The organism is Nostoc commune NIES-4072, assembly GCF_003113895.1.
Lineage (GTDB): Bacteria > Cyanobacteriota > Cyanobacteriia > Cyanobacteriales > Nostocaceae > Nostoc > Nostoc commune.
Genome location: NZ_BDUD01000001.1, coordinates 3849587 through 3862568, shown reverse-complemented (window position 1 = coordinate 3862568; position 12982 = coordinate 3849587). Strand labels below are relative to the sequence as shown.

Sequence of the window (12982 nt, the reverse complement as noted above, 5' to 3'; positions counted from 1 at the left end):
TGGGTATTAGAAAATGACTAATGACGAATTTGCACCAAATAGCCACAACGGTGTTCGCCATCAATAATCCAGTGGGTGCGTTCTACGGTACAATCGGGTAAGACGGCTGCAAACATTTCTAATTCGTGACCACAGATGCTGGGGAAAGACTCGGCAACGTTGGAAATGGCGCAGTTATGCTCCATTAAGATAAAGCGATCGCTCTCAAAGGAGTCATTTACATCAACAGCGTGATACTCTGCCATGAAGCCTTCCGCTTTTCTCAACTCTACTAAGTTGGCTACACGTTCTCGCAGTGAACCGTTACCGACGCGATCGCGATATTCTTTGGCTTTACGCTGCCACTGTTTCTCTAAAATCGATTTAAATTGGTCGTGTCCTACCGTTTCGGCTAAGGTGTCTAGCAGCGAAACCGCAAAATTTCCGTGGCCATCACCAAAGCGATCGCTCATTGTTCGATGCAAGCGATCGCGTCCTTGACGACTCAGTTGATAAAGATGCTGCGGACGCCCCATCCCCGCCGCCTGCACTGATGTAGAATACAAAACTAGCTCCTCCGTCTCCAAATCTTTGAGATGGCGACGAATAGCTTGGGGGGTAACGTCTAAAACTTCAGCTAGCTCCAAAGCCGTTGCTTTTTCGTGTTTGTGCAGATATTCTAGGATATCTTGCTTGGTTGAGGACTGGTGGGTAGTCGCCATCTTCATGTGGTGCGAGACGTTCAGCGAACGCCCCAAAAATTAATTTCTGTGAAAATTTGACCGTACCGATTTTGGATTTTGAGTCGCACCTTTGGTGCGCTTACAGCGCAACTTGGATTTTGGATTAAAAAAGTTTTCTAGTATATGCCCCGCTACGCTATCGTCAATCTAAAATCCTTGAGCCAAGCACCCTTGTGGTCTCTTTCAATCCCAAATTGCAAATCTAAAATCCAAAATTGTTTGACTTTGACAACATTGTTGTTGTTAATTTAGCGTAAAATGAAGATAGATTAAACAACATAGCTGTTGTTTTACTCTCCACCACTATTCTAGCAGCCGTGTAACCATTCCGTAACGGTAGATGGGAATCGGCTAAAGAAACCCCGTCTCCCATCCTTATAGAGAGATTCAAGTTCCGAACACGAGAGATTATTACTGATGAGTGCCACTGTCAAAACCTTAGTCAACCAACCCTACAAGTACGGCTTTGTCACCGACATTGAGGCCGACACTATTCCGCGTGGACTAGACGAGGACGTTATCCGCTTGATCTCCTCTAAGAAGAACGAGCCGCAGTTCATGCTGGACTTTCGCCTCAGAGCTTATCGCCAGTGGCAAAAAATGACGGAACCAACTTGGCCGAATGTCAAGTATCCGCCAATAAATTATCAGGATATCATTTATTACTCAGCGCCAAAACGTAAGAAAGAAAAACTAAACAGCTTGGATGAAGTTGATCCAACCCTTTTAGAAACCTTCGAGAAATTAGGCATTTCTCTATCTGAACAGAAACGGCTGGCAAATGTCGCCGTTGATGCAATTTTCGATAGCGTTTCTGTCGCTACTACATTTAAAGAAAAGCTAGCGGAAGATGGCGTTATTTTCTGTTCGTTTTCCGAAGCGTTGCAAGAACACCCAGAACTGATCAAAAAATATTTGGGTAGCGTTGTTCCTATCGCTGACAATTATTTTGCCGCCTTGAACGCCGCCGTATTTAGCGATGGTTCTTTTGTCTACATTCCTAAAGGCGTGAAATGCCCAATGGAACTGTCTACCTACTTCCGCATCAACTCTGGTGATACGGGACAATTTGAGCGGACTTTGATTGTCGCCGAAGAAGGTAGTTATGTTTCTTACCTCGAAGGTTGTACCGCCCCGATGTATGACAGCAACCAGTTGCACGCCGCAGTTGTGGAACTTGTCGCTCTCGACAACGCCGAAATTAAATATTCCACTGTGCAAAACTGGTACGCTGGCGATGCCAATGGTAAAGGCGGTATTTACAACTTTGTCACCAAGCGCGGTTTGTGTCAGGGCGTAAATTCTAAGATTTCCTGGACTCAAGTAGAAACAGGTTCAGCAATTACTTGGAAATATCCTAGCTGTGTGTTGGTGGGTGATAATTCTGTGGGTGAGTTCTACTCGGTGGCGCTGACAAATCATCAGCAGCAAGCCGATACGGGTAGTAAGATGATTCACGTAGGTAAGAATACCCGCAGTACAATTATTTCTAAAGGAATCTCCGCAGGTAATTCTAGTAATAGTTACCGAGGTTTGGTGAAAGTTAACCCGACGGCAAAAGGGGCGAGAAATTATTCTCAGTGTGACTCAATGCTGATTGGGGATAATGCCCATGCCAACACTTTCCCTTATATTCAGGTGCAAAATAACGGTGCGAAGGTGGAGCATGAAGCTTCTACTTCTAAAATTGGGGAAGATCAGTTATTTTACTTTGCTCAACGGGGCATTTCTTCGGAAGATGCTATTTCGATGATGATTAGCGGCTTCTGTAAGGATGTTTTCAATCAGCTACCGATGGAGTTTGCTGTGGAAGCTGATAAGTTGTTGAGTTTGAAGTTGGAAGGCAGTGTTGGATAAATGGAAGCAAGGATAAACACAGGGACATCGGCGTTCTGTGTTTATCTTTTGGAAGAGTAACGAACCGCCTTCGCGGAGCGTCTCGTAGAGAAGACGCCAAGAGCGCAGAGAAAGAGAAGGAGAGAAGATGATTATTGAAAATAGTGAAGTTGTGCTGTCAGTACGGAATCTGACGGCTAATGTTGATGGGACACCGATTTTGAAGGGTGTGAATCTGGAGGTGCGATCGGGTGAAATTCATGCGATTATGGGGCCGAATGGTTCTGGTAAGAGTACCTTTTCTAAGGTGTTGGCTGGACATCCGGCGTATGAGGTGACTGGCGGTGAGGTGATTTTCCAGGGACAAAATTTGTTGGAGTTGGAGCCGGAGGAACGCGCTAGAAGTGGTGTATTTTTGGCGTTTCAGTATCCGTTAGAAATTCCGGGTGTGAGCAATTTGGATTTCTTGCGGGTGGCGTACAATTCTCGTCGGAAGGCGCAAGGTCTAGAAGAAATAGACGCTTTTGATTTTGATGATTTGATTGAGGAAAAGCTGGATGTGGTGAAGATGAATTCCAGTTTTCTCAGTCGGAGTTTAAATGAAGGGTTTTCTGGTGGTGAGAAGAAGCGGAATGAAATTCTGCAAATGGCGCTGCTAGAACCAAAGTTAGGAATTTTGGATGAAACTGATTCGGGTTTGGATATTGACGCGCTCCGAATTGTGGCGAATGGTGTAAATCAACTGGCAACTCCAGAAAATTCTACAATTTTGATTACTCACTACCAGCGATTACTCGATTATATTGTGCCTGATTTTGTGCATGTGATGGCACAAGGGCAGATTATTACGAGTGGTGGTAAGGAACTGGCGCTGGAATTAGAATCTCGCGGTTATGACTGGGTGCTGGAAGAATTTGCGGCTGCTGAGGTGGGTGTGTAATGAATATTCAAGTATCTCCTAGTCCAATACCTAATTCAAATGCAGTCAGTTTGACATCTATGTTAGATAGAGATGATTATCTGACTGGGTTGTTAAATCAAGTAACGGCAACTAAAACAGAAGGTTGGTTGCAGGAATTACGCCAAAGTGCTGCTAATTGGGTACGTCACTCGATTATCCCGACTACCCGCGAGGAAGAATGGCGGTTTACTGATTTGTCGTCTCTACGAAAGGTGCAATTTAATGTAGAGGCGCGAAATTTCGCGTCTGTAGAATTGGATATTTTGCCAGAAGCGGCTAATAGTCGTTTGATATTTGTGAATGGCGTTTTTGCGCCGGAGTTATCCGCAGTTTCAGATTTGCCATCTGGAATTGTCGTGAGTAATTTGGCTGGTTTGTCTGCGGTTGAGCAGGAGGGTGTACAGCAATATTTAGCTCAAGCTGAGGGAGCGCAGGAAGTTTTTACTGCTCTCAATACGGCTGGGATAACTGATGCTGCTGTGGTGTGGGTGAAGAAGAATGTGGTAGTTGAAACGCCAATTCATTTGGTGTTTATTTCGGTTGCGGGGGAGACTGCGACGATTTCGCAGCCGCGTTGTTTGGTGGTGGCGGAAAGTGGTTCGCAGGTGACGTTGGTTGAGGAATATACGAACCGCCAAGACGCCAAGAGCGCGGAGGACGGAGTTTATTTAACTAACGCGGTTACGGAAATTTGGGTTGGTGAAAATGCCCAAGTTAGTCACATTAGGGTTGAGCAAGAAGGTGCAGAAGCTTTTCATATTGGGAAAACAGCGATCGCACAGGCTCGTGATAGTCGATATACAAGTCATGCCATAACTTTAGGTGCAAAGTTGTCGCGGCATAATTTGGAGATTTTGCAAACTGGTGAGCAGACACAGACTACTCTCAATGGTTTGACGATAATTTCTGGTAAGCAGTTGTCTGATACTCACAGTGCGATCGCACTTAACTATCCTCACGGTACAAGTGACCAATTGCATAAATGTATTGTAGGCGATCGCGCTCATGCGGTGTTCAATGGTAAAGTTTTTGTACCTAAACCAGCGCAGTTAACAAATGCGTCTCAGTTGAATCGCAATTTGCTGTTATCGTCTAAAGCCAGAGTTGATACGAAACCCCAATTGGAAATTACTGCGGATAATGTAAAGTGCGCTCATGGTGCTACCGTTAGCCAATTGGAAGATGATGAAATATTTTATCTGCAAAGTCGGGGAATTGATGAAAACGATGCTCGGAAGTTGTTAATTAATGCCTTCGCTGCTGAAGTTATCAACCAAATACCGATTCCCTCTCTGCGAGAAATCCTTTTAAACATAGTAAATAATCTCAAGTCCCTGACTAATGAGTAATAACTAATCTACCAATGACTTTTACTCCTACCAAAACCCTTGCTGATAAAGTTCGCGCTGACTTCCCGATATTGCATCAGGAAGTTAATGAGAAACCCTTGGTTTATCTCGATAATGCTGCGACATCGCAAAAGCCTTTGTTCGTATTAAATACTCTACGGGATTATTACGAGCAATATAATGCTAACGTCCATCGAGGCGCTCATTCTCTGAGTGCTAAAGCTACTGATGCTTATGAAGGTGCTAGAGATAAAGTTGCCAAATTCATCAATGCTGCATCGCGTCAGGAAATCGTCTACACCCGCAACGCAAGCGAAGCTATTAACCTAGTAGCCTACAGTTGGGGAATGAATAATTTGCAGCCGGGAGATGAGATTATTCTCTCGGTGATGGAACACCACAGTAATATTGTGCCTTGGCAATTGGTCGCACAAAAAACGGGTGCAGTACTGAAATTTGTAGAATTAACACCAGAAGAAACTTTTGATTTGTCACAGTTTAAAAAGCTGATTTCCGACAAAACAAAATTGGTGTCGGTGGTGCATATTTCTAATGCTTTGGGTTGCATTAATCCAGTAGAAGAAATTGGTGCGATCGCTCACAGCTACGGTGCTAAATTTTTAGTTGATGCTTGCCAAAGTGTTCCCCACTACCCTGTAGATGTGCAGAAAATAGATTGTGACTGGTTGGTAGCATCTGGTCATAAAATGTGTGCGCCAACTGGGATAGGATTTCTGTATGGCAAGTTGGAATTGCTAGAATCAATGCCACCATTTTTTGGTGGTGGTGAGATGATTGCAGAGGTGTATTTAGACCATTCCACTTATGCAGAATTACCGCATAAATTTGAAGCTGGTACACCTGCAATTGGAGAAGCGATCGCACTTGGTGCTGCGATCGATTATCTTAGCAGTATCGGCATGGATAAAATCCACGCCTACGAAGCAGAATTAACCGCTTATTTGTTCCAACAATTAGAGCAAATTCCCCAAATTAGAATTTACGGCCCCAAACCAAATGCTAAAGGTGAAGGGAGAGCCGCTCTTGCGTCGTTCACCGCCGGAGAAGTCCACGCCAACGACTTATCTACATTATTAGATCAAGAAGGCGTTGCCATCCGTTCTGGACACCACTGCACACAACCATTACACCGTTACTTAGGACTTGCTGCAACCGCACGAGCAAGTCTATCTTTCTACAACACCCGCGAGGAAATTGATATTTTCATCAAAGCACTGAAAGAAACTCTGGACTTTTTTGCAGGTTTTCTTGCTTAAAGTTACAAAATATTCCGATACTAATTGTGCCAAATATCAGCAACATATCTTGCTAATAGTTGGCACAATTTAATTATCTGGATTATTTACAGGAGTAACTAAAGTGTCATACAGTGACTTTACTTTAGATAGAGTTAGAAAAACCTTTGGCCTAACTATTTCTGATAAAATTGATATATTTGCATCTGTACATGAAGTAGAGTGTCCACCATTACTTGCAGAAGTCTTGCGGGAAAATGTACCTTTAGCTCTTGCTAGTAATACTGAAAAATCCCGTTCAGAGATGATTATTACACCAGTTTTAATTGCTGTAAGGAAATATTTAAATAATCAAATAAGTTTATTTTCTGGTATCGATTTTACTGTTGATTCAGCCCAAGGTTTAAATGGAAATTGCGATTTTATTATTAGCCGTTCACCAGAGTTACTCATTCTGAACGCACCAGTTGTCACAATTGTAGAAGCCAAGAAAGAAAATATCAATGCAGGATTAGGTCAGTGTGTAGCAGAGATGTTAGCAGCTAAATTGTTTAATGAACGTGAGGGTAATAACATTCAGGCAACTTATGGAACTGTCACCACTGGAACTAACTGGAAGTTTTTGAAGCTCATTGGGCAAGTGATTGAAATCGACTTGAGCGAGTATTATATTAATGATATATGTAAAATCATCGGGATTTTATCTAATATCCTGACAGAATAAATATTTTAACTAATTCTGGAGGTTTAACAAGTTTTGTGGTGCAGTCTAAATCCCATTACAAATCTTAATTACGAATTAAGAATTACGAATTACGAATTATTTTAATATGCTTGTCAAATCAACGCCTGCGGAACAAAGAACAGTCCTACACAACGTTAGCTGGGAAACCTTTGAAGCCTTGCTGAGAGATACAGGTGAAGATAGAGGTTCTCGGTTTGCTTACGACTGTGGCACTTTAGAAATCATGACTCCACTTTTTGAACACGAAAATCCTAAAATTCAGTTTGACCGATTGATATTCGCTTTAGCAGTGGAATTAAAAACTAAAATTAGAAGTGCTGGTTCTACAACATTGAAACGTAAACCAATAACAAAGGTAATAGAACCAGATACTTGCTATTATATTCAAAATGAGCCACTAATTAGGGGTAAACAAGAATTAGATTTAACAACAGACCCAGCACCAGATTTAGCAGTTGAAATTGATATTACTAGCAGCTCTGTTAATAAATTTAATATTTATGCAGCTTTAGGTGTAGGAGAATTATGGACATATAATGGAGAAGTTTTAAAATTTTACCAATTAGTAGAAAACCAGTATATTGAGATTAAGTTAAGTATAGCTTTTCCTTTAATTTCTGTTAGTGAAATGAATAGATTTATCCAGCAAAGTAAAACTATGGATGAAATTGATTTGGTGCAATCATTCAGCGCTTGGGTGCGTGGAAAGATAGCTTAAAATCATGAATTAATTACAAATTACAAATTATTTTAATATGCTTGTCAAGTCAACGGTTGGTGAACAAAGAACAGTGCTACATAACATTAGCTGGGAAACCTTTGAAGCCTTGTTGAGAGATACAGGTGAAGATAGAGGTTCTCGGTTTGCTTATGATTGCGGTGTTTTAGAAATTATGACTCCACTTTTTGAACACGAAAATCCTAAGATTCAGTTTGACCGATTTATTCTAGTCTTGGCTGAAGAATTAGGAATAGAAATTATAAGTGCTGGTTCTACAACATTAAAACGAAGAATTACAAAGCGGGGAATAGAACCAGATACTTGCTACTATATCCAAAACGAACCAGCTATTAGAGGTAAGGTAAAGCTAAATTTAGAAAATGATCCGCCGCCTGATTTAGCAATTGAGATTGACATTACCAGTAGTTCAGTTAACAAATTGGGGATTTATTCAGCCTTGGGTGTAACTGAACTTTGGAGATATGATGGACAAAATTTAAAATTTTATCAGTTGATAGAGGGGCAATATGTCGAGTGTAAGTTTAGTATTGCCTTTCCTATAGTTTCAGTGAGTGAGATAAGCAGATTTATTGAGCAAAGTAAATGTATGGGTGAAATTGCTTTGCTCAAATCCTTTCGCGCTTGGGTGAGGGAGAGGATAAGTTAGTTGGCTGATGATTTGTCTTGGCGAGTAACACAATTACACTTAAATTAATGCTACTAAGTTTGCTGATCATCTTTTTTAGTCCCAATTTTTGTAAGTGTCAGCCATATAATAAAGACTCCTATAAAAATATATATAGTTGCATTACTAATCTCAACAATACCAAATTTTTCAACGATCAATTGAGAAAAACTAGTTAAAGTTGCGAAAGCAATAAAAATTAATGATAACCCAGTAATAATTCCACCAATTAGTTTTAATATTGTAATATTTTCACTTTTATCATCTATTCTATTAGGGGTAAAAAATCTTATAACAGACATAATATCCTCCAACATAAACATACTCTCCGATTAAAAATGAATTGTACAAAGTTGTACTTGTACACTTTATAAGATTATTATGATAATGCCAATAGGGTAACAGGTATCCTCACAAAATAAATATATTTGACTTCAGATTTAACTAATCTAAGGTAGATATGATGTGTGTGGATCTGCTGCACTGTTTATTAGCTGCTAGAACATTTACTGAATCAGACAAACTTTATCTATTACTTTCCTGGGAAGAAGATAAGTCATTTATAATCTAAAATAAAATTATATTGAGCAACTGCATTAACAAAAACCATGCACCCCATATTAAAAATTGATATTTCTGAACTAAGCGTATCTGAACGTATACAGCTTGCCGAGGACTTATGGGACAGCATTCTTACCACACCCGATGAAGTTCTCCTGAGCGATGAGCAAAAACAAGAATTAGATAGACGTTTGGAGATGCACCACCAAAACCCAAACCGAGGTTCAACCTGGCAATCTGTGAAGCAAAGACTAGGTTTACCTGAATGAGCTATCAGTTAATAATTAGTCCAGAAGCAGAACTGGATATTCAAGATGCTTTTGAATGGTATGAACAACGTGATTCTGGAGTAGGTTCGGAGTTTGTACGTGCAGTTGATAGCTGTTTAGCATTAATCGGACGCAACCCTTCAGCTTATCCAGTGGTGTATCGACAAGCGCGGCGATTATTAATACGTAGGTTTCCCTATGGTGTTATTTATATTGTAGAAGAAAATGTTATCACTGTAATTGCTTGTTACCACGTCAAGCGTAATCCTAAACAATGGCAGAGCAGGAATATTTGAAGGCTTTTATAATCTCGCCTACAATCACCTGAACCATCTATAATTCCTGTTCTCAAATAAGTCATTAGTAATAGTGTAATCAAAGCGATCGCACCCCACAAAATCAACTCAAAGAATCTGGGTCTATTCCCAACTTTCGTAATTCTTGTGCCAGTCTTTGAGCACGTTCTTCAGCAGTGGTAGCGCGTTGTTCGGCTGCTGTAGCTCGTTCTTCTGGGGTTAGATATCTGACTCCTTGTTTGTCATACCAATACAACCAATCCCGCGTAATTCCCTGATAGGTTCCCCGTTCATAACTAATTGCTAAACCTATCTCTGATAACCAAACTAGATTTCCTGGCTGCAATACATATTCACCATTTACAAAGCGATAAACTTCTAAAGGTGCTTTTCTCCGGCGTTGGGGATTGTAGACAACATAATACAAAATCTCCATTTTTGCATAAAGTTTCTTTTTGCTGGTGTATTCCCCACGCCGTCTGTGAGAAACAACTTCTAATGCCATAATCGGCATCACCTTTTCTTCCCACAACACATAGCTTAAACGCAAGTTCTCATCAAAAACTCGCTCGACTCCTAAGCTTAAAAACCCATCGGGTACAATTGGCGGTAATTCAGGATCGTAATATATCCCCATATCAACCCCAAAAAACCAATCCATCCGGCTTGCCCACAGCCAAGCTAAGATGGCTTCTAACAAGCCCGGAATCAAATGTTGTAGTTGATTATCCACAGGTTCATCGTCAGAATCGGGCAGATCCTCGGCGGAGGGTAAGCAGTGCAATGGGTTGTAATTTAACATGATGGGTGCAAGCGCAAACTTATAATATTGATGATATCTATCCACCTCTGACTTTTTCTTGCGATAATTCCCAAGGGGGACGCGCTCTCCATTGGCTAGTAAAAGAGGGATAGATGACACTCAAGCGATTAGTTTTAATTTTTATACTGACGCCGATAGCAGTTCTGTTGGCAGTTTGGGCTTTATTCAGTAGTTGGCAAGAACCTCAGTTCCAAAGTCGCCTAGAACTATACCAAACCAATATTGCTCTCCAAGCCGAAGCTTGGCAATCAGAAAATAACAGCGATGACAATCTCAAAGCAGTTCAAGAAGCAATACTTGGTGAGCAACCCCTAGAAAGCGCCACAAAGCAGTATCAAGAGGCGCGTCAATCAGTTGCAGCTAATTTAGACAAAGTTAACAACAAACTTAAACAATTACGCTCTCAACCTGAAATAACTCCCATACCTCCGAAACCTCTACCGGATGTTCCTCCCACTACTAAAACTTCTAAAAAGGGACAGCAACAGTTACAGGAGTCCCTCAAGCAATTACAAAAATTACAGGCTGAATTAGACTTGCGCCTGGGAATTTTACAAGCACAGCAAGGACAGACGGATACAGCTCTCAAAACTTGGAGCGAATTACAACAACGCTCAGATATCAATCCAGAATTTGGAGAAACCGCAGCTGTATTAAGTGGACTGTGGAGCAATCCTCCCCGTCTGCTCCAAAATTCTCAAGAACGGATTCAGAAGAATTTAGAAGGTTGGTTTCGCTCTACTGCTTTGGTTCAGTTATACCAACTCCAGCAACGACAAGACGCTTTATCAGCAGTTAAAGCTGCACAACAAGAATCTGCTGCTCAAGCGGTGATCAAATTAGCAGTTATTGGCACTATCCCCACTTTGGCAGCTTTAACTGGTCTAATACTGCTGATTTTCTTAGTTGCTCAACGCTTGTTGAAAGGAAAAACCTCGTTACTCGCTCAAAATGCTGATGTCCCTTGGTCAACACCTTGGGATGGTGAAACGATTTTGCAGGTTTTTATCGTCGGCTTTTTCTTCATGGGGCAAATTTTTGTCCCTTTATTGCTATCGCTACTCCCCATCCCTCGTCCTGCGGGTGATGTGCGACTTCAGGCTTTTTATGTTTTAGTTAGTTACTTTCTAGTCGCATTGGGTGCGCTGTTAGTGCTGTATTTTTCTCTCAAGCGCTTTTTTCCATTACCAGAATTTTGGTTTCGCTTCCGTTTTCAAGATAACTGGTTTTTATGGGGACTAGGAGGCTATTGCGCGGCTTTACCTATAGTTGTGGTGGTATCTTTGATTAATCAACAGCTATGGCAAGGACAAGGTGGTAGTAACCCTCTGTTGCAATTAGCGTTGGAAAGCCAAGATGGTGTAGCACTTGGCATATTTTTCTCCACAGCAGCGATCGCAGCTCCATTTTTTGAAGAAATTCTGTTTCGCGGCTTTTTGCTACCCTCTCTGACTCGCTACTTACCCGTGTGGGGAGCGATTCTTACAAGTGCTTTGTTGTTTGCGATCGCTCACCTGAGCTTGTCGGAAATTCTTCCCCTCACTGCATTGGGAATTGTCTTAGGGGTCGTTTACACGCGATCGCGCAACCTCCTTGCTCCTATGCTCCTCCATAGCCTCTGGAATAGTGGCACATTATTAAGCCTATTTGTCTTGGGTAGTAATTAACACTATATATCTACTGTTGCAAAAAACAAAAATATCTGATTCTATCTGCATAGGTAAAAACAATTTACTAGTTATATCTCGTTATTAGTGCGATGGCGTTTCATGCCCCGTGGAAGCAATGTCTACTACAGGCTACGCCTATGCAAAAAACTCCGGAAATAATACTGATGGACTTGTAAAAAGTGGTGTAGCAGTTTTCGCTGATTCTTGAGGTTCATTCCTCCAAGATAAATGTCTTACTTAAAAATCTGCAAAATTGCCGCACCAGGGTTTGCGATCGTCAAATCTACCAAAAGTTATTAAGGAGCGCCAGATTTTCCGGCTATGCCGGAAGACATTTTAGCGTACTCTCTGGAATAGAAGTACGCTGATTTTGGCTATTTATCTTGGGGCTTATTTGTACTTAAAAAATTAAAAATATATGTATTAAGCAAGTAAATGTATTTGCTTTGATTACAATAAAGACTTTATTTTTATACCTCACTTATCAAGGAGCAGCACTATGTCAAATTTCAACCCCAGTCACCCTACCAAACAACTTCTAGCTGGTTACTGTGCCATTATCCTTGGAGGATTTGGGGTTCATAAATTTATTCTAGGATACGCTCCAGAAGGCTTTATTATGTTAGTGATTTCTGTAGTCGGAGGTTCTTTTACCTACGGAATTGCCTTGTTAATTATGGTACTTGTAGGTTTAATTGAAGGCATGATTTATTTGAATAAGCCTCCTGAAGAATTTGTAAATACCTACTTTGTGAATAAGCAGGGCTGGTTCTAGTGCAAGAAAGCAGTTCATGCTGGAGGCTGATTATTTCTCTTTTTATATGCTCATTTTCAAACCTAAACAGCTTTACTGGGCAATATTTTTCTTGTTGGGCGTAGGGTATTTCAGCGTTATGTCTCATTTGGAAATCAACTATTTCTTAAAAAGCCTGATTGCGATCGTGCCAATGCAAGTAGTAGCTATTATCTATGTGACTTATTTACGCTGGAGCCGTCATTGACCCTATGGGGAACTCAAAATTCCAAATCATCAAAGTTCAGATCCGCCACCAAACTTCTAGGCGCCGGAAACCGACGCTCAGAGTCAA

Annotated in this window: 15 protein-coding genes; 12 read left to right on the top strand and 3 right to left on the bottom strand. The window is 41.1% G+C overall.

What is annotated here, in order from left to right:
* Positions 1-17 precede the first annotated feature (17 nt).
* Positions 18-701 carry an iron-sulfur cluster biosynthesis transcriptional regulator SufR gene (gene sufR / locus CDC33_RS17250; protein ID WP_181374046.1) on the bottom strand — a complete coding sequence of 228 codons (684 nt, stop codon included), beginning with the start codon at positions 699-701 and terminating at the stop codon, positions 18-20.
* Between the two features lie 438 nt (positions 702-1139).
* Between sufR and sufB the strand changes: the two genes are divergently transcribed.
* The 7 genes from sufB to CDC33_RS17215 all read left to right on the top strand — a co-directional run bounded on the left by sufB (position 1140) and on the right by CDC33_RS17215 (position 8257).
* The gene (gene sufB, locus CDC33_RS17245) at positions 1140-2579 is read left to right on the top strand and encodes a Fe-S cluster assembly protein SufB (RefSeq protein ID WP_109009508.1); all 1440 of its coding nucleotides are present in this window, start codon (positions 1140-1142) and stop codon (positions 2577-2579) included.
* A 127-nt stretch (positions 2580-2706) separates the two neighbouring features.
* Entirely contained in the window at positions 2707-3498 is a 792-nt protein-coding gene (sufC, locus tag CDC33_RS17240) for a Fe-S cluster assembly ATPase SufC (protein ID WP_109009507.1), read from the top strand.
* Entirely contained in the window at positions 3498-4868 is a 1371-nt protein-coding gene (gene sufD / locus CDC33_RS17235) for a Fe-S cluster assembly protein SufD (RefSeq protein WP_109009506.1), read from the top strand. Before sufC ends, sufD begins: the two co-directional genes overlap by 1 nt.
* Positions 4869-4882: 14 nt before the next feature.
* The gene (locus tag CDC33_RS17230; RefSeq protein ID WP_109009505.1) at positions 4883-6145 is read left to right on the top strand and encodes a cysteine desulfurase; all 1263 of its coding nucleotides are present in this window, start codon (positions 4883-4885) and stop codon (positions 6143-6145) included.
* A 103-nt stretch (positions 6146-6248) separates the two neighbouring features.
* Complete coding sequence (locus tag CDC33_RS17225) at positions 6249-6848, top strand: hypothetical protein (protein WP_109009504.1); 600 nt, start codon at positions 6249-6251, stop codon at positions 6846-6848.
* Between the two features lie 106 nt (positions 6849-6954).
* Positions 6955-7587, top strand: a complete 633-nt coding sequence (locus CDC33_RS17220; RefSeq protein ID WP_109009503.1) for a Uma2 family endonuclease — start codon at positions 6955-6957, stop codon at positions 7585-7587.
* A gap of 37 nt (positions 7588-7624) precedes the next feature.
* The gene (locus CDC33_RS17215; protein ID WP_109009502.1) at positions 7625-8257 is read left to right on the top strand and encodes a Uma2 family endonuclease; all 633 of its coding nucleotides are present in this window, start codon (positions 7625-7627) and stop codon (positions 8255-8257) included.
* 53 nt (positions 8258-8310) lie between these two features.
* Here the strand turns inward: CDC33_RS17215 and CDC33_RS17210 are convergent, their stop codons facing one another.
* A complete protein-coding gene (locus tag CDC33_RS17210; RefSeq protein ID WP_146195831.1) occupies positions 8311-8592 on the bottom strand; it encodes a hypothetical protein in 282 nt (93 codons plus the stop codon).
* A gap of 291 nt (positions 8593-8883) precedes the next feature.
* Here CDC33_RS17210 and CDC33_RS17205 point away from each other — a divergent pair, with 291 nt between their 5' ends.
* Positions 8884-9105, top strand: coding sequence for an addiction module protein (locus CDC33_RS17205; protein ID WP_109009500.1), 222 nt, complete (start codon positions 8884-8886; stop codon positions 9103-9105).
* The gene (locus CDC33_RS17200; protein WP_109009499.1) at positions 9102-9401 is read left to right on the top strand and encodes a type II toxin-antitoxin system RelE/ParE family toxin; all 300 of its coding nucleotides are present in this window, start codon (positions 9102-9104) and stop codon (positions 9399-9401) included. The genes CDC33_RS17205 and CDC33_RS17200 overlap by 4 nt, the downstream gene beginning before the upstream one ends.
* Positions 9402-9504: 103 nt before the next feature.
* Here CDC33_RS17200 and CDC33_RS17195 read toward each other — a convergent pair whose 3' ends face one another.
* The gene (locus CDC33_RS17195) at positions 9505-10203 is read right to left on the bottom strand and encodes a Uma2 family endonuclease (RefSeq protein ID WP_109012606.1); all 699 of its coding nucleotides are present in this window, start codon (positions 10201-10203) and stop codon (positions 9505-9507) included.
* Between the two features lie 113 nt (positions 10204-10316).
* Between CDC33_RS17195 and CDC33_RS17190 the strand changes: the two genes are divergently transcribed.
* The 3 genes from CDC33_RS17190 to CDC33_RS17180 all read left to right on the top strand — a co-directional run bounded on the left by CDC33_RS17190 (position 10317) and on the right by CDC33_RS17180 (position 12895).
* Positions 10317-11891 carry a CPBP family intramembrane glutamic endopeptidase gene (locus tag CDC33_RS17190; RefSeq protein WP_109009498.1) on the top strand — a complete coding sequence of 525 codons (1575 nt, stop codon included), beginning with the start codon at positions 10317-10319 and terminating at the stop codon, positions 11889-11891.
* Between the two features lie 502 nt (positions 11892-12393).
* Positions 12394-12669 carry a TM2 domain-containing protein gene (locus tag CDC33_RS17185; protein WP_109009497.1) on the top strand — a complete coding sequence of 92 codons (276 nt, stop codon included), beginning with the start codon at positions 12394-12396 and terminating at the stop codon, positions 12667-12669.
* Positions 12670-12685: 16 nt separating this feature from the next.
* Entirely contained in the window at positions 12686-12895 is a 210-nt protein-coding gene (locus tag CDC33_RS17180) for a hypothetical protein (RefSeq protein ID WP_244919254.1), read from the top strand.
* Positions 12896-12982: the final 87 nt, after the last annotated feature.